Genomic DNA, 23429 nt, shown 5'->3' with positions numbered 1-23429 from the left:
CACTACTCAGCGGTAGCGCTTCTGCAGGGCGGCCAGTGCACCCGCGCCCGGGTTCAGCTGGTCGTAGGGCAGCGTGTTGAGCGGTGCCTCGGGCAGCCGGTTGGCGGCATGCATGTCAGCCATGTCCTCGTTGAGGTACAGCAGGCCGGTGCGGATCTCGCCATCGCTGCCGCCGAGCATCAGCGTCTCGATCGCCTGGGCGCGGTCGCGCGGATCATAATCGCTGTCCGTCTTGCGCAGCCGCAGCTCGCCGCCATCATGCATGGTCACCCGCATCGCACCGTCATCGGCATACTCGCCGGTGATCTCCTCGGCATGGGCCACGAAATCCGTGTGCACCAGCGGGTGATAGTATTTGTAGGTATGGGCATAGCTCTTGGTCGAGCCGGCATGGTCGTTGAAGGTCACGCAGGGCGAGATCACGTCGATCAGGGCGAAGCCCTTGTGCATCAGACCGGCCTTGATCAGCGGCACCAGCTGCGACTTGTCGCCGGAAAAGGCGCGCGCCACGAAACCGGCACCCAGGGTCAGGGCCTGCACGCAGGGATCGATCGGCGTCTGCTCGTTCGGCACGCCCTTCTTCGACTTCGAGCCATAATCGGCCGAGGCCGAGAACTGGCCCTTGGTCAGCCCGTACACGCCGTTGTTTTCCAGTACGTAGAGCATGTTGAGATTGCGGCGGATCGCGTGGGCGAACTGGCCGAAGCCGATCGACAGTGAGTCCCCGTCACCGGAGATGCCGATATAGTGCAGCTTGCCGTTCACGGCATTGGCGCCGGTCGCCACCGAGGGCATGCGCCCGTGCACGCAATTGATGCCGTGCGACTGGCCCATGAAATAGGCGGTCGTCTTGGACGAACAGCCGATGCCGGAGACTTTCGCGGCGCTTTCCGGCGCCAGGTCCAGCTCCCAGAAAGCCTGCACCAGCGCGGCTGTGACCGAGTCGTGGCCGCAACCGGCGCACAGGGTCGACATCACGCCTTCATAGTTGCGCACCGACAGGCCCAGCCTGTTCTTGGGCAGGTGCTTGTCGATGAAGGGTTTCGGCATGGAGGTCATGCGGCGTCTCCCACGGTTTCCAGGTGGGCGGTAATGCCCTCGACAATGAATTTCGGATTGGCGGCCATGCCGGCATAGTCGAGCACCGGAATGAGGCGCGTCTTGTCGGCCGAGGTCTCGTTGATCAGCAGGGTGCGCAATTGCGCATCGCGGTTCTGTTCGACGACGAACACCTCGTCATAGGCGGCGATGAAGTCGTCGACCTCCTGGCTGAAGGGGAAGCCGCGAACCCGCAGATAGTCCAGGTGCACACCGTCGGCGGCCATCCGGTCCATCGCTTCGCGCACCGCGCCGTCACAGCCGCCGACCGAGACAATCGCCCGGCGCGCGGGCCTGCCGCACTTGATGACGACCGGCGCCGGCACGGCGGCCGCGGCGTTCTTCCACTTCTGCGTCAGCCGGTCGAGCACCTCCTTGTACTCGTCCGAATCCTCGGTATAGCCGCCCTTCCAGTTATGCCCGGAACCGCGGGTGAAATAGGCGCCTTTGGGATGCACGCCCGGCAGGGTGCGGTAGGGAATGGCATCGCCGTCGCGGTCCTCATAGCGGTAGAATTTCTCGATCGCCTCGAGCTCGTCCTTGCCGAGCACCTTGCCGCGATCGGGCCGGTAGCTGTCATCCCAGGTGAGTTCCGGGATCATCCAGTCATTCATGCCGATATCCAGGTCGGTCATGAAGAAGACCGGCGTCTGGAAACGCTCGGCCAGATCGAAGGACTGCACCGCCATCTCGAAGCATTCCTTCGGATTGGCGGGGAAGAGGAGGATATGCTTGGTATCGCCATGGCTGGCATAGGCCGCCAGGGTGAGATCGCATTGCTGGGTGCGCGTCGGCAGGCCGGTCGACGGCCCCGCCCGCTGCACGTCGAACAGCACCACCGGCACCTCGCCATAATAGGCAAAGCCGATGAACTCGCTCATCAGCGAGATGCCCGGCCCGGAGGTGGGGGTGAAGGCCCGCGCGCCATTCCAGCCGGCACCGATCGCCATGCCGATCGAGGCCAGCTCGTCCTCGGCCTGGATGATGCAGAACCTCTTCTCGCCGGTATCCCTGTCGACGCGGAATTTCTCGCAGAACGACTTGAACCCGTCCATCAGCGAGGTCGAGGGCGTGATCGGATACCAGGCGCCGAAGGTCGCCCCGGCATAGACACAGCCCAGCGCGGCGGCGGTATTGCCGTCGATCAGGATATGCCCGGCGGTCCCGTCCATCGGCTCCACGCGCAGCGGCAGCGGGTCGGGATAGTGCTCGCGCACATAGTTCAGCCCCAGCTCGATGGCTTTCATGTTGGCATCGATGAGATGCGCCTTGGTGCCGAACATCTCGGTCACCAGGCCGCGGATCACCTCGACATCGATCCCGGTCAGCCCCGCCACGGCGCCGACATAGGCCATGTTCTTCATCAGCACGCGGGTGCGCGCATTGTCGAACTGCTCGTTGCACATCCGCGCCAGCGGAACGCCGATGGCGGTGATGTCGCTGCGGCCGTGCAGGTCCGGGCGCGGCCAGGTCGAATCGTACAGCAGGAAGCCGCCCGGCGAGACCTCGGCAAGGTCGCGCGCATAGGTTTCCGCATTCATCGCGACGACGAAATCCGCCGTGCCCGAGCGCGCGAAATAGCTGTCCCTGGTGATGCGGATCTCATACCAGGTCGGCAGACCCTGGATGTTGGACGGGAAGAGGTTCTTGCCGACCACGGGCACGCCCATGCGGAAGATCGCCTTCATCAGCAGCCCGTTGGCCGAAGCCGAACCGGTGCCGTTCACATTGCCGATCTTGATCACGAAGTCGTTCACACGCACTTCGCCCGGCGTTTCCACGACGTCCTTCATTCCGCCGCCACCTTTCCGGCTTCATTGTCGACATGCGGAATGAAAATATCCGCATCCTGCATGTCCCACGCGGCGGTGGGGCAGCGTTCGGCACACAGGCCGCAGTGCAGGCAGAGATTTTCGTCCTTCACCATCACCCGGCCGGTATCCTTCAGCGGCTCGGAGACATAGAGCGCCTGGTCCTTGTTGGCCGCCGGCACTTTCATCCCCTGGCGCAGGGCCTCTTCCTCGCCATTGGGCAGGATCGACAGGCAGTCGACCGGACAGATGTCCAGGCAGGCATCGCACTCCTTGCACAAGGGCGCCTCGAACACGGTCTGCACGTCGCAGTTCAGACAGCGCTGCACCTCGGTCGCGATCCGCTCGGCGTCAAAGCCCAGCTCGACCTCGGTCTTGCGGTTGGACAGGCGCTGCTTCAGCTCGACCAGCGGCATGTCGCGGCGATGGGCGCCGGTATAGGCGTTGGAATACATCCACTCGTTCACGCCCATCTTGGCGGACTGGAGATTCACCCCGCGCGGCATGCGCTCGGTGATCGCCTCGTCCTGGCAGTGCTTGTGGATGGAGATGGCGGCCTGATGGCCATGCTCGACCGCCCAGATGATATTCTTCGGGCCAAAGGCGCTGTCACCGCCGAAGAAGACACCCGGCAGGGTCGACTGGTGCGTCGTCTCGTCGACCACCGGCACGCCCCACTTGTCGAACTCGATACCCAGATCGCGCTCGATCCAGGGGAAGGCGTTTTCCTGGCCGATGGCGAGGATCACGTCGTCGCAGGGGATCACCTTGGTGCCCGCCTTGCGCGTCTCGGTGATATTGCCGTCATCGTCGAGCTCATACTCCATCAGCTCGAATTCCATACCCGTCAGCTTGCCGTTCTCGACGACGAAGCGCTTGGGGGAATGATTGACGACGATCTCGACATTCTCGTCCTCGGCATCCTCCAGCTCCCAGGGGGAGGCCTTGAAGAATTGCCGCGGCTTGCGGGCCATCACCTTCACATCCTCCGCGCCGAGGCGCAGCGAGGTGCGGCAGCAATCCATCGCGGTATTGCCGACACCGATGATCAGGACGCGCTTGCCGATCTTGTCGATATGATCGAAGGCGACGCTTTCCAGCCAGTCGATACCGATATGGATATTGGCATCGGCCTCTTCGCGGCCCTCGATCTGCAAATCCTTGCCCTTGGGCGCGCCGGAGCCGACGAAGACCGCGTCATAGCCGCCTTCCATCAGCGCGGCGAGGCTTTCCACCCGGCTGTTCAGCTTCAGCTCGACACCCATGTTCAGGATGTAGCCGATCTCCTCGTCCAGCACTTCTTCCGGCAGGCGGAAGGCGGGGATATTGGCGATCATCAGCCCGCCGGGCCGGTGATGCGCCTCGAAGATCGTGCATTCATAACCCAGCGGGGCGAGATCATTGGCCACGGTCAGCGAGGCCGGGCCTGCGCCGATCAGGGCGATCTTCTTGCCGTTCGTCTTGTCCGGCTTTTGCGGCAGGAGATGGCTCACCTCGTCGCGATGATCCGCGGCGACGCGCTTGAGCCGGCAGATCGCCACCGGTTCCTCCTCCACCCGGCCGCGCCGGCAGGCCGGCTCGCAGGGCCGGTCGCACACCCGGCCCAGAATGCCGGGAAACACGTTGGAGCGGCGATTGACGAGATAGGCCCCGGTGAAGTCACCCTGGGCGATCAGACGGATGTATTCGGGCACCGGCGTATGTGCCGGACAGGCCCACTGGCAATCCACGACCTTGTGAAAATAGTCGGGATCGCGCGTATCGGTCGGTTGCATTCTCCTCACCCCGGGCGATACCGCCCGTAACCTGTTGGCGCATGTGGTCCTTGCCGGCCACTTTGTTGCGCTCATTCTCACATGGTCACGACCGCGCCGGTCAAGCGAATTCCCCTTGCATCACAGCGGATTTGAACGGGTTTGTTTGTTTATGAGAGTGAGTTGCAGGGCGTGAGTGCGGTCACGCCCGGTCGCGAGTGCTCACCATACACTGCAACACGCTCAAACCTCCCTCTCCCCTGGGAGAGGGATCGAGGGAGAGGGGGAAGACACCGGCCTTCGAAGAAACCCTACAACTCATCCACCGAGTGCTCGTGCACCCGGGCTTCGCCTCTCAGCCAGGCGATGAAGGCCTCGGCATCCGGGCTCAGCGGGCGGTTGCGGGCCGTGACGATGTGGTAGGCGGAGCGCACGGGTGAAGTGCCGTCGGCGAAGAGGGCGACCAGGCGGCCGGAGGCCAGGTCGTTCTGGGCGAGCGCGCGTTTGGCCAGGGCCACGCCGCGGCCGGCCACGGCGGCATCGATCACCAGGGCGGACTGGTTGAAGCGCACCCCGCCCGCCGTATCGACCCCGCGGATATTGCGCGCTTTCAGCCAGGACGGCCAGTCGGCGCCATCGACCTCGCTTTCCGGCGAGGCGTCGTGCAGCAGGGTGTGACCGTCCAGATCGCGCGGCGTTGCCAGGCGCGGCCCGTCGCGCAGCAGATCCGGCGAGCATACCGGCAGCACTTCCTCGGGCAGGAGGGTTTCCTCGTTCAGCGTCATGTCGCCGCCCGGCCCGTAGCGTATGCCCAGATCGGCGGCCCCGGCCGACAGGTCGACCCGTTCCGAGGTTGCCGCGATCCACACTTCCACGCCCGGCTGGGTCTCCTGGAACCGGTGCAGGCGCGGCGCCAGCCACTTGCCGGCAAAGGAGGGCGCGACTGAAACCGTCAGCGCGCGGCGCTGTGCGGGCTGGCGCATCAGCGACACGGCGCGCTCCAGCGTCTCGAAGGCATCAGAGGCGACATTGGCCGCCGCGCGCCCGGCCTCGGTGAGGGACAGCCCCCGCCCCTCGCGCACGAAAAGCGGGGTCCCGACATGCTCCTCCAGCGAGCGGATCTGCTGGGAAATTGCCCCCGGCGTCACGGCCAGCTCGTCGGCGGCACGGGCGAAACTTTCCAGGCGCGCGGCAGCCTCGAAGGCACGCAGCGCATTGAGCGGGGGAAGGCGGGAGGATCGGGCCATGGCTTCAGTTTAGTTTTTCTAATCTGAAATGCCAAGAAACGTCGTTTGAAACCGGGTCATCGAATAGAAATATTGCACTCGTCGCGCCACGAAGGCGCAGGATCGGATGAGTGAACATGCAGGTCTTTCCAGCCTCCATTCCCCTAGATGGGCGCACGGTGATCGTCGTCGGACGTGGACCGATGGCCGAACCGAAGGTCCGCCTGTTCGCTGCCTCCCCTGCCCGGTTGCTGTGGTTCACCGGAAACACGGACGATCCTGTTCCCGCGGATATCGCCCAATATGCGCGGATCGAACGCCGCATGCCGACGCGGCGGGACCTTCGTGGCGCGACTTTGCTCTTCATCGCCGGCGGCGACGGTATCCCCGTCGACGCGCTGGCCCGCACCGGCCGCCGTCTGGGCATTCCGGTCAATATTGTCGACAGCCCGTCGGCCTCCGATTTCCAGACTCCCGCCATTGTCGACCGGGACGGCATTGTCGTCGCGATCGCGTCGGGCGGTGCGGCGCCGGTCCTTTCGGTGGATATCCGCGCTGCGGTGGAACAGGCCCTGCCCGCGCGCATCGGCACGCTGGCCGATCTGGCCCGCGAGCTGCGCGGCACGGTGAAGTCGGTGCTGACGAAATTCGACGACCGCCGCGCCTTCTGGGAACGCGCCCTGCGCGGCAAGGCCCGCGATCTGGCGCTCTCGGGCGACAAGGCCGGTGCCCGCCGCGAAATGCTGCGCGAGCTGAACGGTGAACGCGCGGAACGCCGCGGCATCGTCCACCTGGTCGGCGCCGGTCCCGGCGATCCCGATCTTCTCACCCTCAAGGCTGCCCGCCTCTTGCGCGAAGCCGATGTCATCGTGCACGACCGCCTGGTCTCCGAGGGCGTGATGGCGCTGGCGCGCCGCGACGCGCTGCGCATCGATGTCGGCAAGACCAAGGGCCATCACCCTGTACCGCAGGACGAGATCGGCGAAATCCTGGTGCGCGAGGCCCGCAAGGGCCAGCGCGTCGTGCGCCTCAAGGGCGGCGATCCCTTCATTTTCGGCCGCGGCGGAGAGGAGCTCGACGTGGTGCGCGCCGCCGGTATCGCCGCTGAAGTCACGCCCGGCATCACCGCCGCCATGGCCTGCGCCGCCTCGGCCGGCGTGCCGCTGACCCATCGCGATCATGCCCAGTCCGTCACCTTCGCCTCGGGCGTGGTGAAGAAGGACGGGCCCGACGCCGACTACCGCGCCCTCTCGGCGCCCAATTCCACTGCCGTCTTCTATATGGGCGTCGGCGCTGCGCCGGAGATCGAACGCAAGATGATCGCCGCCGGCCGGGCACCGTCCACGCCCGTCGCCCTGATCGAGAACGGCACGCACGACACCGAACGCCGCGTCTTCGGCACGCTGGGCGGCCTCGCCGCACTGGTCGAGCGCGAAGGCATTGCCGGTCCCACCGTCATCATCGTCGGCGAAAGCGCCGGCACGGCCGCGGCCCAGGCTGCGGCTCAAGCCTCCCTGGAGAACTACGCATGAAAGCGATCACCGCAAACCGCCTGACCGACGGCCGCGTGATCTACCGCACGGCCGAGGGGCAATGGTCCAGCCGTCTGGACGAGGCCGAACATCTGGACGGCGACGCTGCCGAGGCCCGCCTGGCCCAGGCCGAGGCGGAGTTCGGCATCGCGGTCGGCCCCTATCTCATCGACATCGAGGACGAGCGCCCCGGCGGCCAGAAATGGCGCCGCGAGGCGATCCGCCTGACCGGCCCGACGACCGGTTCCACCCACGAGCCCGCCTGATCCCATGTACAAGTACGACGCCTACGACCATGCCCTGGTGCGCGAACGGATCGAGGAATTCCGCGACCAGGTCGCACGCCGCCTCGACGGCCGGCTGACGGAAGACCAGTTCAAGCCGCTGCGCCTGATGAATGGCGTCTATCTGCAGCTGCACGCCTACATGCTGCGGGTGGCCATTCCCTACGGCACGCTGAACGGCCCGCAATTGCGCACCCTGGCCCATATCGCCCGGCGCTATGACCGCGGCTATGGCCACTTCACCACGCGCACCAATATCCAGTTCAACTGGCCGGCGCTGGTGGATGTGCCGGACATTCTCGATCATCTCGCCAAGGTCGAGATGCACGCCATCCAGACCTCGGGTAACTGCATCCGCAATGTCACCGCCGATCCCTTTGCCGGGGCCGCAGCCGACGAGATCGAGGACAGCCGTCCCTGGGCCGAGATCATCCGCCAATGGTCGACCTTCCACCCGGAATTCACCTTCCTGCCCCGCAAGTTCAAGATCGCCGTCAATGGCGCCCGCGACGACCGGGCCGGCATCCGGGTGCACGATATCGGCCTGCAGATCGTGAAGAACGAAGCCGGCGAGACCGGGTTCGAGGTCTGGGTCGGTGGCGGCCAGGGCCGCACGCCGCGCCTGGCGCAGAAGATTCGCGACTTCCTGGAGCCGCGTGACCTCCTGTCCTACCTCACCGCCATCCTGCGCGTGTACAATCAGCACGGCCGCCGCGACAATCTCTACAAGGCCCGGATCAAGATCCTGGTCGAGGCGCTGGGCGCCGAGGAATTCGGCCGCCAGACCGAAGAGGAATGGGCCGAGATCCGCGAGGGCGAGCTGGAACTGCCCGCCGCCGAGATCGCCCGCATCCGCGCCTTCTTCGACCGTCCCTCCGTGTCGAAGGCGCAGCCGGTTCCGGTTTCCGGCAAGCCCGGTTTCGCCGGCTGGCTGCGCCGCAATCGCCGCGCCCACCAGGTCGAGGGCCTGTCCTCGGTCGTCATCTCGCTGAAGCCGGTCGGCGGCACGCCGGGCGACATCACCGACGACCAGCTGGACATCGTCGCCGACCTGGCCGAGCGCTACGGGTTCGACGAGGCCCGCGCCACGCCGGACCAGAATCTGGTCCTGCCGCATGTACGCAACGAGGATCTGGAAACCGTCTGGGACGCGCTCGTTGCTGCCGGTCTCGCCACCGCCAATGCCGGCCTGGCGACGGATATCGTCTCCTGCCCGGGGCTGGATTATTGCAGCCTGGCCAATGCCCGCTCCATCCCGGTCGCCCAGGCGATCTCCAGCCTGGTGGAGGCGGAAGGCCTGGCCGAACCCGTCGGCGATGTGACGATCAAGATCGATGGCTGCATCAATGCCTGCGGACACCACCATGTCGCCCATATCGGCGTGCTCGGCGTCGACAAGCGGGGCGAGGAATTCTACCAGATCACGCTGGGCGGCGCCTTCGGCAATGATGCGTCAATCGGTGGCATTGTCGGCAAGGGTCTGGCAGGCGAAGACGTACCCGGCGCAATCGTGCGGGTGCTGAAAACCTATCTGGAAATCAGGGACGAAAACGAACGCTTTATCGACACGCTGCGGCGCGTCGGTGCCGATGCGTTCAAGGAGTCGATCTATGTTGCAGCTTGAGCGCAATCCGCAATCCCGCAAGCGCGTCGAGGCCCAGATGGAAGCCGGTGGCGGCGCGGTGGTGGAAATCCCCGGCGAGACCGACTGGCGCGAGGCCGCCGAACGGGCGCGCGGCGCGGTGCAGGTCGATATCCGTTTTGCCAGCTTCAAGGACGGGCGCGGCTTCTCGCTTGCGGCCCTTCTGCGCGAACGCGCCGGCTTTGCCGGCAAGCTGCGCGCCGTGGGCGATCTGATCCCCGACCAGGCCATGCATCTCAAGCGCGTCGGCTTTGACGATGTCGCCCCGGACAATGACAATCTGGACGATGACTGGGCCCGCGCCCGCGCGCGCTTCACCCACGCCTATCAGCCCGCCCAGGACAAGCGCACCCCGGTCTTCCGCCACCGCCAGGCCGCGCCCGCCGGTGACGATCTGGCCGCCCTGAATGCCCGCTATCGCGGTCTCGATGCGATGGAGATCCTGGACGACGCGATCCGCAATGAGTGGACCGGCAGGATCGCCATGCTCTCCTCCTTCGGCGCGGAAGCCGCGGTCGGCCTGCACATGATCGCCCAGATCGCCCCGGACACGCCGGTCGTCTTTCTCGACACCGGCCGCCTCTTCGCCCAGACCGAACAGTATCAGCGCGCGCTGAGCGAACAGCTGGGCCTGACCAATATCCGCGTGCTGGCACCCGACAGCGCCGAGGCCGCTGCCGAGGATGGCGATGACCGTCTCTGGCAGCGCAATCCCGATGCCTGCTGCGCCCTGCGCAAGGTGCGTCCGCTGGCGCGCGCCATCGGCGACTACGACGCGCTGATCACCGGCCGCAAGCGCTTCCATGGCGGCGAACGCCTGGCCCTGCCCGTCGTCGAGCGCATCGATGGCCGCATCCGGGTCAACCCGCTGGCGGCCTGGGATGCCGAACGTGTGAACGCCTATTTCAAGCGCTTCGATTTGCCGCGACATCCCTTGAGCGATATGGGGTATGCATCCATCGGCTGCTGGCCGTGCACCGCCCCGGTCGAGGATGACGGCGATGTGCGCTCCGGCCGCTGGCGCGGACGCGACAAGACCGAATGCGGCATCCATGCCCCCGCCGAGCGTATCGCGGCGGAATAGGCTGGACACACAAACCTGGAAGGACACACCCGCGTGTCACATGTGCTCGACCTGATCGGCAATACGCCGCTGATCCGGCTGGACGGCCCGTCGAAGGCCACCGGCTGCGAGATCCTCGGCAAGGCCGAATTCCTCAATCCGGGCGGTTCCGTGAAGGACCGCGCCGCGCTGAACATCGTGCGCGAGGCCGAGGCCGACGGCTCGCTGAAACCCGGCGGCACGATCGTGGAAGGCACGGCCGGCAATACCGGGATCGGGCTCGCCCTGGTCGGCGGCGCGCTGGGCTATGACGTCATCATCGTCATGCCGCGCACCCAGTCGGAAGAGAAGAAACAGGTCATCCGCTCGCACGGCGCGCGGCTGATCGAGGTGGATGCCGCGCCCTTCTCCAGCCCCAACCACTTTGTGCACTATTCGCGCCGCCTCGCCGAAGAGCTGAACGAGAGTCAGCCCCATGGCGCGATCTGGGCCAACCAGTTCGACAATCTCGCCAACCGGCGCGCCCACGAGAAGACCACGGGTCCGGAAATCTGGCAGCAGACCGGCGGCAAGATCGACGGCTTCATCTGCGCGGTCGGTTCCGGCGGCACGCTCGCCGGCGTCGCGGCCAGCCTGCGCGCCAACAGGCCGGACATTGCCATCGGTGCCGCCGACCCCGCCGGCGCGGCGCTCTATAATTACTACACGAAGGGCGAGCTGAAGGGGGAAGGCTCCTCGATCACCGAGGGGATCGGCGTCAACCGCATCACCGGCAATCTTGAAGGCCTGGATGTCGATCACATCTTTCGCATCGAGGATGCGGAAATGCTGCCCATCCTGTTCGAACTGGTGAAGACCGAGGGCCTGTCGCTGGGCGGTTCGGCCGGCATCAATATCGCCGGAGCCATCCGCCTCGCCCGCGAGCTGGGTCCCGGCAAGACGATCGTAACGATGCTGTGCGATGCCGGATCCCGGTATGCCGGCAAGCTGTTCAATCCGGAATTCCTGTCCAGCCGGGGCTTGCCCGTCCCGCCCTGGGCCGATAGCGAAGCGCCGCGGGCCACGGCCTGATCCCGGGCCGCCAAGGTAGAAGAGACGACGATGAACGACATGACGATGACCTCGACCGCCCGCGTGAAGAACGCGATCAGCGCCAAGCCGGGCCCCTATACGATCGAGACCGTGCTCGAGGTGAAGCACTATACCGACCGGCTGTTCTGGTTCCGCATCACGCGGCCGGACGCTTTCCGCTTCCGCTCGGGCGAATTCGTCATGATCGGCCTGCCCAAGGAAGACGGCAAACCGCTGCTGCGCGCCTATTCCATCGCCAGCCCGTTCTGGGACGAGGCGCTGGACTTCTATTCGATCAAGGTCGCCGACGGTCCGCTCACCTCGCGCCTGCAGCACATCCAGCCGGGCGACCAGGTCCTGCTGGGCAGGAAGCCGACGGGCACGCTGGTGCTCGATGCGCTCAAGCCCGGCAAGCGGCTCTACATGATCTCCACCGGCACCGGCATCGCGCCGTTTGCCAGCCTGATCCGCGATCCGGAGACCTATGAGAAATTCGACCAGGTCATCCTCACCCACACCTGCCGCGAAAGCGCCGAGCTGACCTATGGCAACGCGCTGGTCGAGGCCGTGAAGTCCGACGAGCTGATCGGCGAGATGGCGCAGGAGAAACTGGTCCACTTCGCCTCGACCACGCGCGAGGACAGCCCGGTGAAGGGCCGCGTCACCGATCTCATCGAGAGCGGCGAACTGTTCGGCCACCTCAACGTCCCGCCGCTCGACCCGGCGGTCGACCGCGTGATGATCTGCGGTTCCGAAGGCCTCCTGAAAGACACCAGGCAGATCTGCCTCGACCGCGGCTTCATCGAAGGCTCCAACGCTGCGCCGGCCGACTTTGTTGTCGAAAAGGCCTTCGTCGCGACTTAGCAGACGCGCCCTCGCGCCCCTATATAGGTCGGACCATACAGGTCAGGACTGGCAGCGACGGGGAGCGAGCACGCCATGACGGGAACCATCAGGGCCGGGATCGGCGGCTGGACCTATGCGCCCTGGCGCGGCGGCGTCTTCTATCCGGAAAAGCTGAGCCAGAAGCGCGAGCTGGAATACGCCTCGCGCCAGATGAACTCGCTGGAGATCAACGGCACCTATTATTCCGGTTTCAAGCCGGACACCTGGATGAAATGGCGCGACGAGACGCCCGAGGATTTCGTCTTCGCGGTCAAGGCCAGCCGCTTCTGCACCAATCGCAAACGCCTCTCCGAGGGCGGCGAGAGCATCGAACGCTTTCTCGACCAGGGGCTGACGGCGCTGGGCGACAAGCTGGGCCCGATCAACTGGCAGTTCATGGCGACCAAGACATTCGATCCGGAAGACTTCGAAGGCTTCCTGAAACGCCTGCCGCAGGAGAAGGACGGCATCCGCCTGCGCCACGCGCTGGAAGTGCGCAGCCCCACCTTCGACACCGAGGAATTCTACGATCTCGCCCGCAAATACGGCGCCGCCATCGTCTATGCCCATGATGACGAGGCCCCCGGCTGGCCGCGCATCGACCAGGACACGGCGGACTTCAGATATGCCCGCCTGATGTCGAGCCGCGAGGACGAACCCACGGGCCTCTCCCCGGAAGAACTCGACAGCATCGCCGGCCAGACCCGCGCCTGGGCCAGGGGCGGCGACGTCTTCGCCTATTTCATCGCCGGCGCAAAGGTGCGCAATCCCGCAGCAGCGCAGGCGCTGCTCGCGAAGCTGGGGGCGTAGGCCACAGCCCGCCTTTCTTCCCCATTTCATGGGGAAGTGGGCCGCGGCGTTAGCCGCGGGTCGAAGGGGCCGGCGCGCCAGCGCCGGAAGACGGTGGAGCCTGCCTCAAGCACACCGCCGCGTACCGCGGCGCCCCTCCCCCGCTTCGCGGGTCCCCCTCCCCATTCCATGGGGAGGAAAGACACCCCGCACACACCGCTTGACACACATAAACATATCTTTATACGTGAAGACGCGCCGATTTGATGTTCAGCTTGCGGGCGCGGAATAAGTACGGCTAAAGCGGAGCGACCGAAGGCATCAAAGCGACCTGTCGCCACCCCCTTCGTTCCGCAAATCGGCGTTCGTTCTTTTCCGCGCATATGGAAAACGACATGACGCAACTTGCGGCCCTCGACTTCGAGCTTCCCTCGCGCAATGTCCGCCCCCTCCGCACCCGCCTGCGGGCGGTGCTGCTGGGTTGCGGCACGGTGAATTCCGGTGTTCTGGACGGGCTGGCAGAGATGTCCGGAGCCGTCGAGGTGTCTGCTGTGGTGACGCGCCGCCCGCGCCCCGGCAAGGATGGCCGCACCGCCTGGCTGACCGATATCCGCGACGCGTTCGACACCGGGCCGGACCTGGTGATCGACGGCCTGCCGGATTGTCCGGCCGCCGAAAAGGCGCTGGAACTGGCGGTCGAGCGCGGCATCCATGTCGTCTCCGCCAACAAGGCCGTGATCGCCCGCCGCCCGGATCTGGAAGTGCGCGCCCGCCGCAAGGGCACGCGCTTTGTCTATTCCGCCGCCGTCGGCGGCGGCGTGCCGGTGCTGGAAACCGTCATCCGCCTCACCTCGGCCGGCGAGCGTATCGCGCGGGTGCGCGGCGTTCTCAACGGCACCTCGAATTTCGTCCTGGGCCTGCTGGAACAGGGCACGGGTTTTGACGAGGCCATCGCCGCCGCCCAGGCCGCCGGTTTTGCCGAGGCCGACCCGTCTGCCGATATCGACGGGCTGGACGCGGCGGCCAAGCTGGCCCTGATCGCCCGCAAGGCCTTTGCCTTCGCCCCGGACGCCGCCAGCATTCCGGCGCAAAGCCTGCTCTCGCTCGATCCCGGCCAGGTGTGCGGCGCCCGCGAAAACGGTCTGCGCTATCGCCAGCTGGCCGAACTGACCCGTCTGGAAGACGGCACGATCGACGCCCGGGTCAGCCTCACCGCCCTGCCGGAAGACCACCCGCTGGCCCGTCCGGAAAACGAAGAGAATACTGTCGAGATCGTCTGTGAAAGCGGCCTGAAGGTCGTGCTTCACGGCAAGGGCGCCGGCCGTTCCCCCACGGCCGGCGCCGTGCTGGCCGACATTCGCGATCTCGTCGAAGCCGGAGAGGTATGATGGCCGTGACCCTGGAATGCATCCCCTCCACCCGATGTCGTGACATCACCACGATCGCCCTGGCCGGCAATGGCTCGCCGGTGCGCGTGACCGGCCGGATCACCGGTCCGGACGAGGCCCCGGCGGTCGTCGTGCTGGGCGGTATCTCCTCGGGCCGCAATGTCACCGATCATGAGAGCGAGCCCGGCTGGTGGGCCGCCCAGGCCGGACCGGCCCGCGCCATCGACACCGGCCGCCGCCGCATCCTCTCCTTCGACTTCATCGGCGAGGAACTGTCCCCCTTCCCCACCACCCAGGACCAGGCCCGCGCCATCCTCGCCCTGGCCGACGCGGCCGGGATCGAGCGGTTCGACATTATCGGCTCCTCCTATGGCGGCATGATCGGCCTCGCCCTGGCCGCACTGGCACCGGCACGGGTCGGCAAGCTGCTGGTGATTTCCGGCGCCCATCGTCCCTGCGCCATGGCGCAGGCCTGGCGCTCGATCCAGCGCGAGACCGTGGAACTCGCCCTGCGCCTGGGCGACGGCGCCGCCGGGCTCGACCTTGCCCGCCGTCTCGCCATGACCACCTATCGCACGCCGGACGAGCTGGAAGAGCGTTTCTACGCGCCCGATCCGGACAGCCGCGATGCGGGCGGTATTGCCGGCTATCTGGAAGCCCGCGGCCGCGACTATGCGCAGACCGTGTCGCCGCAGCGCTTCCTCGCCCTGTCCTATTCCATGGACGCCCATGATGTGGATCCGGCCGGTATCGCCTGCCCGGTCACCTATCTGGCCGTGCTGGAAGACCGGCTGGTGCCGGCCTCGCAGATCGCCGAAGCCGCCGGCCGCACCCCGGACGGACGCCTGAAAACCCTGCATTCGCGCTATGGCCACGACGCCTTCCTGAAGGAAGAGACGGCCATTGCCGGCATCATCACCGACTTCCTGCGGAGCTGATATGAGCCAGGATCCCCGCACACGGGCCATCCGCGCCGGTCTCAACACCGACCGCAGCTGGAACGCCGTCATCCCGCCGATCTCGCTGTCGACCGCCTATCGCCGCGAGGACCCGGCCGTGCAGCCGGCCTATGACTATGCCCGCACCGCCAATCCGGGACGCTCGCTGCTGGCCGATGCCATCGCCGAGCTGGAGAACGCCGCCGGGGCCGTGGTCACCGGGTCCGGCATGTCGGCGATCGACCTTTTGCTGCACGACCTGCCCTTCGGCGCGCGGGTGATCTGCTCGCACGACGCCTATGGCGGCACGCGCCGCCTGCTCGATGCGCGGTCCTCGGGCGGCCGCCTGGTGCCGGTCTATGTCGACACGTCCAATCTCGACGCCGTCTCCGCCGCCCTCAATGAGGACGCAGCCCTGATCCTGGCCGAGACCCCGTCCAATCCGCGCCTGCGCATCACCGATATCCGCGCCCTGGCAAAGCTCGCCCGCAATGCCGGCACCGAACTGGCCATCGACAACACCGTCATGTCGCCCGCCCTGCAGCGGCCGCTCGACTGGGGGGCGGACTATTCCGTCCAGTCGATCACCAAGCTGATCAACGGCCATTCCGACATGGTGGGCGGTGTGGTGTGCTGCGCCGATCCGGAACGCGTCGAGCGCCTCACCTGGTGGGCCAATTGTGTCGGCACCGGCGCCGGGGCCTTCGACAGCTATCTCGCCCTGCGCGGCCTGCGCACCCTGCCCCTGCGGGCCAAGGCCCAGTGCGAGAGCGCACAGGACGTCGCCACCTGGCTGGCCCGGGACATGCGCATCGCCCATGTCGACTATCCCGGCCTCGACAGCCATCCCGGTCACGACATCGCCGCGCGCCAGCAGGACGGGTTCGGGCAATTGATCTCGATCCAGCTCTCGGACAGCGCCGCCAGCGCCCGCGATGTCGTCTCCCGGCTCGACCTCTTCACCCTCGCCCAGTCCCTGGGCGGCGTGGAAAGCCTCGTCTGCATCCCCGCCCTGATGACCCACGCCTCCATGTCGCCACAAGCCCGCCAGGAGGCCGGCGTGCCCGACACGCTGATCCGCTTGTCAGTGGGGCTGGAGGGTGCCGCCGACATGATCGCCGATCTGGACAAGGCGCTGGGTTAGGGGGGCCTCCATCACTACTCGCTTTCCCGGAACAAGTCCGGGGAAGTGGGTAGTGGGGCACGCGGTTGGCGAAGGACAGTCGCGCCACATCCGCTCATCCGCCGCTTCGAGACGCCTTTTTCTCCGAGGGGAGAGGCCCAGCTCTTCTGACTGGTGCATCCCGCCGATCAGGCGTGAGAGAAGGCAGTTGAACTCGCGCTCATGGCCCTAAATTGCGTCGTTGCCGAAATCGAGCCCAACGAGCTGGACTGGCGGCATCGATGCACTTTTTTTACCAGCCTCAGAAATGGCTTGAGCGTCCAAAATCGCTTTCTTGAGGTTGATACTTACCGAGCAAAAGTTTGAGTAATGGCACGCATAATCGCTCTCGTACACAATCTGCCCATAGACGAGAATTTCACATTCACCATTGAGCATGGCGTCGTCTACAGCAATCACCCTGGATAGGTTGTCACTCTCAGTATCCCGGTTTGGACCCAGCATGGTCGGCGGGCCAAAAGCCGTAAGTGGAGGCAATTGGATTTTCGTGCCAGCTATCGCATCTTTGGCAACGACGCGGATGTTTCCTCGCAACCGCTTGCGGAACGCAGGTGTCTGACCTGTGTTGTGAACTTCGATGATGACTCTCAGCCCGAATTTCTGGGAGATTGGTATTCCGCTACCAGTTACTTCAAAAACCGCTCTCGTCGGTATTGCCGAAAGGTAAGGTCGAAGTTGTCGATGCCCGTGCTCAATGGTGGCCTCGACGGCGGCGATAGCGGCCTCATTGGCCTCTTCGGCCAGCCGAAGCGCGCCACGAGTGGCGTCCAGCGTGCGAGCGACATACCAGACCCCCAATCCCGTAACGACCAACATCGCGACGCTCACCCACAACATCATTAGCGTCCAAGCCGCCATGTCTTGTTGAGCTTTTAGATCGTACTCGGCTGCTGCCTGGACGCCCTCGGATATGTCTGGCTGCGAAGCACATTCAATCGTGAGGCTTAGTGGGAGTATTCGACAGGCGGACCGGAGCTGATGATCCCGCCCGGCCAAATGCTGATCGGACGTTTTGTGCAGGCCGTCCAGATTGTGGCGTTGATACCTGTATGACGTGTAGCCAGCGAAACTCAGTACCACCAGCCCAAGCACAATTCCCGCGATCCAAAGACGTCTAGACATATCAGCACAAACGCGGCGATCAGCACGCCGCGACTCAACCTGTTGGCGAAACGGCACCCGTTTTCACCCAAATTGGCCCACAAGTCACGGGTATCGCCGTCTTCAGGAGATCGGAATAATTGGCGGGAGCTCTCATTGCCCCCTCCGATAGTAATTCCCCCGGACCTGTTCCGGGGTCTGCCGCTCGTGATGCATCCTGGCACCGAGCCTTGACGGCCACCGACGCTAGGCCCCGGAACGGGTCCGGGGAAAGTGGGGGGAGAAGGGGAAAGCGGGCGCGAAGTTATTCAACGCCCCTCCATTTTTCCCGGATGAAAGCCTGCGAAGGCAGGCTGCAGATCCGGGACCGACCGAGGGTCATCTTGAGCGATGCGTTTCCCGTCGATCCCGGCGCTTCGCCCGGCCCGAGGCCGGGCGTCCGGCCGGGAAAAGCGCGGAGTGGTTTTCACAGCGTCAGGGATGCAAATGCCGGCCACCGGACAAGGCTTCCCCTGCGTCAGCGGGGGAAGTGGCCGAGCCCGGCCTCGGGCCGGGTGAGGTCGAAGGGGGTGAGTCGCAGGTGCGCGCTGACGCGCTTTGCGCCGCTTCACGCCGCCCCCTCAGTCCGCTACGCGGACAGCTCCCCCGCAAGCGGGGCGAGCCCTGGGTCCGCCCCCTCTCCCCAATCCATACTTCCCCCGGATTCATTCCGGGGCCTGCCGCTGGTGACGCATCCTGGCGCCGAGCCTTAACGGCCGCCGCCGCTAGGCCCCGGAACAGGTCCGGGGGAAGCGGAGGGTAAGCCCCTCTCCCCCACCGGGGAGAGGGCAGGGTGAGGGGCGGCCGCGGGAGCGGCCAGCTAAAGACTCTTCTATGGCGCGGCGCTGCCGCGCGCCCCTCATCCGCCGCTTCGCGGCACCTTCTCCCCGTGAGGGGAGAAGAAGAACCCTACCTATTCCCCACCCAATGCACCCGGCAGATGAGGCGGGGTGGTCTCGTTATTGGCGGCGGACCAGACGTTCGGCAGGATGTTGCATTGCAGGCCTTCGGAGTCCTGGCCGATCTGGTAGGGGCCGTCATAGAGCGGGCACTGGCACTCGGCGAGGCCGTCGCCGTCCTCGTCGGTGCAGGGCGCGGTCATGCAGCCGGCATAGAGGCGGATATCGTTCTCGCTGCAGTCCTGCGAGCCGAAATTGTGCACCTCGCTGGAATAGAAGGAGAAGGTGGAGATCAGCGTCGCCTCGCTCTGCGGATAGAGCGACTGCGTCTCGCCGGTCTCCAGATCGCCCAGCAGGCTGCATACCGGCGCCTCCTGGCAGAACTCATACTCGTCGACATGCGGATCGTCGGCATTATTGCAGATGCCCGAGGCCAGATGGGCCATGTTGAGGCAGTTCGAGCCGTCTGCATTGCAGCGCAGTTCGGTCTCTGCGCGGGCGACCGGATTGAGGATCGAGCCGATCAGCACGAAATTATAGCGCAGGCCCGGTTCGAGCATCTGCTCGTCGACGGCATAGCAGGTGCAGTCGGCATGCTCGGGACCGCCGATCGTGCACGGCAGGGGCGGCGTTGCGCTCTGGCCCGGCGGGGTGGGCTCTTCCGGCCCGGAATAATAGCACAGCGCATAGGCATTGCCCGAGCAGGCGAGGAATTCGGACAGCGCGTCATACTGGTCGGCCCGCGGCGGCGGATCGTCCTGCGCGCTGGCGGACGGGATGGCCAGAAGGCCGGCCAGGCAAAACCCCCTGACGAGGTGTGTGGCGAACAGGCGGGAAAACAGGGACGGCATGCGTGTCTCCTCGCGGGGCTTCCCCCGGGCCGCTGACAGGACGGACGCGTACTCACGCAACAATTCTGCAGCGAGAAAGATACTCAAGCAACCCTGAATGGAAAATAATTCCGCGCCGGCCGCTACCCCGTCCGCACCCGTTCCACGGCTGTGCGCCAGGCGGCCCGGCCGGCATCGCGCGCGCCGGCCGCGATGTCCGGCGTGAAGCTGCGGTCCTGCGCCCACAGGCGGCGGCCGTCTTCCAGGCTGGCAAAAATCCCCGCCCCCAGACCGGCCAGGAAGGCCGCGCCCCAGGCGGTCGCCTCGGACTGGACCGGGCGCACGACCTCGATCCCGGTCAGGTCGGCGAGGCGCTGCATCAGGGCGTTGTTGGCGGTCATCCCGCCATCGACCCGCAAGCGCGTTGCCGCAACACCGTCGGCGGCGATGGCGTCGAGCAGATCGCAGGTCTGGTGGACAGTGGAGTCGAGCGCTGCCCGCGCAATCTCGGCCCGGCCTGACCCGCGGGTCAGCCCGACAATCGCGCCGCGGGCATCCGGGTCCCAATAGGGTGCGCCCAGCCCGGTGAAGGCCGGGACGAGACAGACGCCGCTGTCCGGATCGGCCGCCGCCGCCAGCGCCTCGATCTCCGAGGCCTTGGCGATCAGGCCCAGCCCGTCGCGCAGCCACTGCACGGTGGCCCCGGCCGACAGGATCGAGCCTTCCAGCGCATAGACGGTCTCGCCGCCGATCCGCCAGGCGATGGTGGTGAGAAGCTGGTTCTGCGACAGCACGGGGTCGCTGCCGGTATTGATCAGCAGGAAGGCGCCGGTGCCATAGGTCGATTTCATCTCGCCGGGCACCAGACAGGCCTGGCCGATAGCGGCAGATTGCTGGTCCCCGGCGACACCGCGGATGGGCAGGGCCCGGCCCAGAACCGCCGCCTCCGACACGCCGAAATCGCCCGCACTGTCGCGCACCTCCGGCAGCATCGCCGCCGGCACGCCGAACAGGGAGAGAAGCGCCTCGTCCCAGGCATTCGTGCGGATATTGAACAGGGATGTGCGGCTGGCATTGGTGGCGTCGGTCGCGTGCACCGCGCCGCCCGTGAGCCGCCAGATCAGCCAGGTATCCACCGTGCCGAAGACCAGCTCGCCCGCCTCGGCCCGCGCCCGGGCGCCGTCGGCATGATCGAGTATCCAGGCGATCTTGGTGGCAGAGAAATAGGGATCCAGCACCAGGCCGGTCTTCTCGCGCACCCGATCCGCATGCCCCGCCTCGCGCAGCGCGGCACAGGTCTGCGCCGTGCGCCGGTCCTGCCAGACGATGGCATTGTGCACCGGCTCGCCGGTCTTGCGGTCCCAGACGAGCGTGGTCTCACGCTGATTGGTGATGCCGATCGCGGCCACCGCATAACCGGCTTTATCCGCCGCCGCGAGCGCCTCGCGGGCCGTCGCGCGCACGGTCGCCCAGATGACTTCCGGATCGTGCTCGACCCAGCCGGGCTCGGGATAGATCTGCTGGAACTCGCGCTGGGCAACGGCAATCACCTCATAAGTGCCGGTAAACACCACTGCGCGGGAGCTCGTCGTGCCCTGGTCGATCGCGAGGATCGCCGTCTTGCGCTGCGCCATACTTGTCCCCCTCTGCGGTTTTCGTGCGACTATAGCCATGACGCGACCGGAAGAAACGCGCTAGGCTCGCAACCAATACGGGGGAGCATGCATGACCGACGCCGCCTTCACGCCTGAAAGGCTCGCCAGCCCGACCGGCGCCGATCTGTGTGTCTACACGCGCGAGGCCGACGGTGCGGCGCGCGGCATCGTGCATATCAATCACGGCCTGGCCGAACGCGCGGCACGCTATGCCCGCTTCGCCAACTATCTCGCATCGCGCGGCTATCACGTCATCGCCCACGATCATCGCGGCCACGGCCTCACCACCGCACCGGACGGCGCCCCGCGCCGCTTTGCCGACACGGATGGCTGGACCAAGGTGATGGGCGATGTGAAGGCGGTCGAGGAGGAGGCCAAACGCCGCTGGCCCGGCCTGCCGCTGGTGGTCTTCGGCCACTCCATGGGATCGGTCGTCGCGGTCAATCACGCCCTGCGCGAACCCGACAGCCTTGCCGGTCTTGCCGCCTGGAACGGCAATATGGCGCTGGGCGGGCTGAAATCCGTGATGCGGTTCGTGCTGTGGTGCGAGGCGCTGGCGGGCGGCCCCTTCACGCCCAGCACCACGATCGACAAGCTGACCTTCAAGGCCTGGAACAAGCGTTTTCCCGAAGGCCGCACCGATGCCGACTGGCTGTCCTCGGACCCGGCCGAAGTCGACGCCTATGTCGCCGACGAGCTGTGCGGCTGGCCGTCCAGCGTCTCGCTCTGGCGCGACTTCCTGGACGGCGTCGCTTTCGCCGAGGATGACGGCAATCTGGAGAAGCTGCCGAAGGATCTCCCCGTCCACCTGATCGGCGGATCGCTGGATCCGGCGACCGAGGGCGGCAAGACCGTGCAACATCTTGGGGCACGAATGGAGCGCCTGGGGATGACCCATGTCACCCTTGAGGTGCTCGAAGGTTACAGGCACGAGACAGTCAACGAGGCCGGACGCGACGCCGCCATGGCCGGTTTCGCCGACTGGCTCGACAGCGTCTGCCCTGCGAAAACCTAGACCGTGACCCGATACGACGTCGTCATTGTCGGCGCCGGGGCTGCCGGCATGATGTGCGCGATCGAGGCCGGCCGCCGCGGCCGTTCGGTCTGCGTCATCGAGCACGGCAAGGCGCCCGGCGAGAAGATCCGCATTTCCGGCGGCGGGCGCTGCAATTTCACCAATCTGCACACCGGGCCGGGCAATTTCCTGTCGGCCAATCCGCACTTCGCGAAATCGGCGCTGAAGCGCTACACGCAACAGGATTTCATCGGCTGGGTCGACCGGCACGGCATCGCCTGGCACGAAAAGACGCTGGGCCAGCTCTTCTGCGACCAGTCGGCCCGGCAGATCGTCGACGGGCTGACGGGCGATATGCGCGACGCCGGCGCGACCCTGCGCCTGGGTGTCTCGGTGACCTCTCACACACGCGAGGGCGAGGGTTTCCGGCTCGACCTGTCGGACGGCAGCACCCTGACCTGCCAGTCGCTGGTGATCGCCTCGGGCGGCAAATCGATCCCGAAAATGGGCGCGACCGGTTTCGGCTACGACGCCGCCCGGCAGTACGGGCTGGCCGTCACCGAGACACGCCCGGCCCTGGTCCCGCTGACCTTCGATCCGGACACGCTGGCGCGGTTCAAACCGCTGTCCGGTGTCGCGGCCGACATCTCCGCCCGCTGCAACGGCACGGCCTTCGAGGAAGCGATGCTGTTCACCCATCGCGGTCTCAGCGGCCCGGCCATCCTGCAGATATCCTCCTTCTGGCGCGAAGGTCACGACATCGTGATCCGCTTCCTGCCCGGCCGCGACTGGTTCGGCACCCTGCGCGCGGCACGCACGGAAACCCCGCGCCAGGCGCTTCAGAGCGTGCTCGCGGAGCATCTGCCCAAACGTCTCGCCCAGCTGCTGGCCGAGGAGGCCGGCCTGCGCGGCAACATGGCCGACCAGTCCGACAAGAAACTGCAGAAAGCCGGCGCTATGCTGGAGTCCTGGACGGTGCGCCCGACCGGCTCGGAAGGTTATCGCACGGCGGAAGTCACGCTGGGCGGGGTCGATACGAACGGGCTGGACAGCCGCACCCTGCAGGCCCGCAGCGTACCCGGCCTGTACTTCATCGGCGAGGTGGTTGACGTGACGGGCTGGCTTGGCGGATACAACTTCCAGTGGGCCTGGTCGTCCGGCTGGAGCGCCGGTCAGGTGGCCTGAATGCGACAGGCCCCGACGAACATTTCGCGCCGCGAGAAAAC

General features: G+C 66.2%; 19 protein-coding genes. 12 read left to right on the top strand and 7 right to left on the bottom strand.

From position 1 onward, the window contains the following. Positions 1–6: 6 nt before the first annotated feature. The 4 genes from PKE71_RS07105 to gcvA form a co-directional block, all read right to left on the bottom strand. The gene (locus PKE71_RS07105) at positions 7–1059 is read right to left on the bottom strand and encodes a 2-oxoacid:ferredoxin oxidoreductase subunit beta (RefSeq protein ID WP_271186256.1); all 1053 of its coding nucleotides are present in this window, start codon (positions 1057–1059) and stop codon (positions 7–9) included. Beyond that, positions 1056–2891, bottom strand: a complete 1836-nt coding sequence (locus PKE71_RS07100) for a 2-oxoacid:acceptor oxidoreductase subunit alpha (RefSeq protein ID WP_271186255.1) — start codon at positions 2889–2891, stop codon at positions 1056–1058. Before PKE71_RS07100 ends, PKE71_RS07105 begins: the two co-directional genes overlap by 4 nt. Continuing rightward, positions 2888–4684, bottom strand: coding sequence for an FAD-dependent oxidoreductase (locus PKE71_RS07095; RefSeq protein ID WP_271186254.1), 1797 nt, complete (start codon positions 4682–4684; stop codon positions 2888–2890). Before PKE71_RS07095 ends, PKE71_RS07100 begins: the two co-directional genes overlap by 4 nt. A 290-nt stretch (positions 4685–4974) precedes the next feature. Beyond that, positions 4975–5910 (bottom strand): transcriptional regulator GcvA, encoded by a 936-nt coding sequence (gcvA, locus tag PKE71_RS07090; RefSeq protein ID WP_271186253.1) that lies wholly within the window; start codon positions 5908–5910, stop codon positions 4975–4977. A gap of 182 nt (positions 5911–6092) precedes the next feature. Here gcvA and cysG point away from each other — a divergent pair, with 182 nt between their 5' ends. The 10 genes from cysG to PKE71_RS07040 all read left to right on the top strand — a co-directional run bounded on the left by cysG (position 6093) and on the right by PKE71_RS07040 (position 16625). Continuing rightward, positions 6093–7421 (top strand): siroheme synthase CysG, encoded by a 1329-nt coding sequence (gene cysG / locus PKE71_RS07085; protein WP_271186252.1) that lies wholly within the window; start codon positions 6093–6095, stop codon positions 7419–7421. Further along, positions 7418–7687, top strand: coding sequence for a DUF2849 domain-containing protein (locus PKE71_RS07080; RefSeq protein WP_271186251.1), 270 nt, complete (start codon positions 7418–7420; stop codon positions 7685–7687). Before cysG ends, PKE71_RS07080 begins: the two co-directional genes overlap by 4 nt. A gap of 4 nt (positions 7688–7691) precedes the next feature. Further along, a complete protein-coding gene (locus PKE71_RS07075) occupies positions 7692–9329 on the top strand; it encodes a nitrite/sulfite reductase (RefSeq protein ID WP_271186250.1) in 1638 nt (545 codons plus the stop codon). Next, entirely contained in the window at positions 9316–10431 is a 1116-nt protein-coding gene (locus PKE71_RS07070) for a phosphoadenylyl-sulfate reductase (RefSeq protein WP_271186249.1), read from the top strand. The genes PKE71_RS07075 and PKE71_RS07070 overlap by 14 nt, the downstream gene beginning before the upstream one ends. Positions 10432–10464: 33 nt before the next feature. After that, positions 10465–11481 (top strand): cysteine synthase A, encoded by a 1017-nt coding sequence (locus tag PKE71_RS07065; RefSeq protein WP_271186248.1) that lies wholly within the window; start codon positions 10465–10467, stop codon positions 11479–11481. Between the two features lie 45 nt (positions 11482–11526). Then, positions 11527–12345 carry a ferredoxin--NADP reductase gene (locus tag PKE71_RS07060; RefSeq protein WP_373878800.1) on the top strand — a complete coding sequence of 273 codons (819 nt, stop codon included), beginning with the start codon at positions 11527–11529 and terminating at the stop codon, positions 12343–12345. A gap of 75 nt (positions 12346–12420) precedes the next feature. Then, positions 12421–13176: a DUF72 domain-containing protein gene (locus tag PKE71_RS07055; protein WP_271186246.1), complete on the top strand. Its 756-nt coding sequence runs from the start codon at positions 12421–12423 to the stop codon at positions 13174–13176. Between the two features lie 374 nt (positions 13177–13550). Then, a complete protein-coding gene (locus PKE71_RS07050) occupies positions 13551–14543 on the top strand; it encodes a homoserine dehydrogenase (protein ID WP_271186245.1) in 993 nt (330 codons plus the stop codon). Further along, positions 14543–15481 carry a homoserine O-succinyltransferase MetX gene (gene metX, locus PKE71_RS07045; RefSeq protein ID WP_271186244.1) on the top strand — a complete coding sequence of 313 codons (939 nt, stop codon included), beginning with the start codon at positions 14543–14545 and terminating at the stop codon, positions 15479–15481. Before PKE71_RS07050 ends, metX begins: the two co-directional genes overlap by 1 nt. Position 15482: 1 nt before the next feature. Continuing rightward, positions 15483–16625, top strand: a complete 1143-nt coding sequence (locus PKE71_RS07040) for a trans-sulfuration enzyme family protein (protein ID WP_271186243.1) — start codon at positions 15483–15485, stop codon at positions 16623–16625. Positions 16626–16832: 207 nt separating this feature from the next. Here the strand turns inward: PKE71_RS07040 and PKE71_RS07035 are convergent, their stop codons facing one another. The 3 genes from PKE71_RS07035 to glpK form a co-directional block, all read right to left on the bottom strand. Beyond that, a complete protein-coding gene (locus PKE71_RS07035) occupies positions 16833–17786 on the bottom strand; it encodes a hypothetical protein (RefSeq protein WP_271186242.1) in 954 nt (317 codons plus the stop codon). Positions 17787–18717: 931 nt separating this feature from the next. Next, positions 18718–19554, bottom strand: coding sequence for a hypothetical protein (locus tag PKE71_RS07030; RefSeq protein WP_271186241.1), 837 nt, complete (start codon positions 19552–19554; stop codon positions 18718–18720). A 122-nt stretch (positions 19555–19676) separates the two neighbouring features. After that, a complete protein-coding gene (glpK, locus tag PKE71_RS07025) occupies positions 19677–21167 on the bottom strand; it encodes a glycerol kinase GlpK (RefSeq protein ID WP_271186240.1) in 1491 nt (496 codons plus the stop codon). 91 nt (positions 21168–21258) lie between these two features. On the opposite strand from glpK, the gene PKE71_RS07020 reads away from it, so the two are divergent. Next, a complete protein-coding gene (locus tag PKE71_RS07020; protein WP_271186239.1) occupies positions 21259–22203 on the top strand; it encodes an alpha/beta fold hydrolase in 945 nt (314 codons plus the stop codon). 3 nt (positions 22204–22206) lie between these two features. After that, on the top strand, positions 22207–23388 hold the full coding sequence (locus PKE71_RS07015; RefSeq protein ID WP_271186238.1) for a BaiN/RdsA family NAD(P)/FAD-dependent oxidoreductase: 1182 nt from the start codon (positions 22207–22209) through the stop codon (positions 23386–23388). Positions 23389–23429: the final 41 nt, after the last annotated feature.

Origin of the sequence: Maricaulis virginensis (assembly GCF_027922185.1) — a bacterium.
GTDB classification, from domain to species: domain Bacteria; phylum Pseudomonadota; class Alphaproteobacteria; order Caulobacterales; family Maricaulaceae; genus Maricaulis; species Maricaulis virginensis.
Note: the sequence above shows the minus strand (reverse complement) of the source record. Positions and strands in the feature narration are given on the sequence as shown.

Excerpts from the sequence above, each read along its gene's own strand:
- PKE71_RS07105 (WP_271186256.1), bottom strand. The coding sequence starts at position 1,059 with ATGACCTCCATGCCGAAACCCTTCATCGACAAGCACCTGCCCAAGAAC.
- PKE71_RS07100 (WP_271186255.1), bottom strand. The coding sequence starts at position 2,891 with ATGAAGGACGTCGTGGAAACGCCGGGCGAAGTGCGTGTGAACGACTTC.
- PKE71_RS07095 (WP_271186254.1), bottom strand. The coding sequence starts at position 4,684 with ATGCAACCGACCGATACGCGCGATCCCGACTATTTTCACAAGGTCGTG.
- gcvA (WP_271186253.1), bottom strand. The coding sequence starts at position 5,910 with ATGGCCCGATCCTCCCGCCTTCCCCCGCTCAATGCGCTGCGTGCCTTC.
- cysG (WP_271186252.1), top strand. The coding sequence starts at position 6,093 with ATGGCCGAACCGAAGGTCCGCCTGTTCGCTGCCTCCCCTGCCCGGTTG.
- PKE71_RS07080 (WP_271186251.1), top strand. The coding sequence starts at position 7,418 with ATGAAAGCGATCACCGCAAACCGCCTGACCGACGGCCGCGTGATCTAC.
- PKE71_RS07075 (WP_271186250.1), top strand. The coding sequence starts at position 7,692 with ATGTACAAGTACGACGCCTACGACCATGCCCTGGTGCGCGAACGGATC.
- PKE71_RS07070 (WP_271186249.1), top strand. The coding sequence starts at position 9,316 with ATGTTGCAGCTTGAGCGCAATCCGCAATCCCGCAAGCGCGTCGAGGCC.
- PKE71_RS07060 (WP_373878800.1), top strand. The coding sequence starts at position 11,527 with ATGACCTCGACCGCCCGCGTGAAGAACGCGATCAGCGCCAAGCCGGGC.
- PKE71_RS07055 (WP_271186246.1), top strand. The coding sequence starts at position 12,421 with ATGACGGGAACCATCAGGGCCGGGATCGGCGGCTGGACCTATGCGCCC.
- PKE71_RS07050 (WP_271186245.1), top strand. The coding sequence starts at position 13,551 with ATGACGCAACTTGCGGCCCTCGACTTCGAGCTTCCCTCGCGCAATGTC.
- metX (WP_271186244.1), top strand. The coding sequence starts at position 14,543 with ATGGCCGTGACCCTGGAATGCATCCCCTCCACCCGATGTCGTGACATC.
- PKE71_RS07040 (WP_271186243.1), top strand. The coding sequence starts at position 15,483 with ATGAGCCAGGATCCCCGCACACGGGCCATCCGCGCCGGTCTCAACACC.
- PKE71_RS07035 (WP_271186242.1), bottom strand. The coding sequence starts at position 17,786 with ATGTCTAGACGTCTTTGGATCGCGGGAATTGTGCTTGGGCTGGTGGTA.
- PKE71_RS07030 (WP_271186241.1), bottom strand. The coding sequence starts at position 19,554 with ATGCCGTCCCTGTTTTCCCGCCTGTTCGCCACACACCTCGTCAGGGGG.
- glpK (WP_271186240.1), bottom strand. The coding sequence starts at position 21,167 with ATGGCGCAGCGCAAGACGGCGATCCTCGCGATCGACCAGGGCACGACG.
- PKE71_RS07020 (WP_271186239.1), top strand. The coding sequence starts at position 21,259 with ATGACCGACGCCGCCTTCACGCCTGAAAGGCTCGCCAGCCCGACCGGC.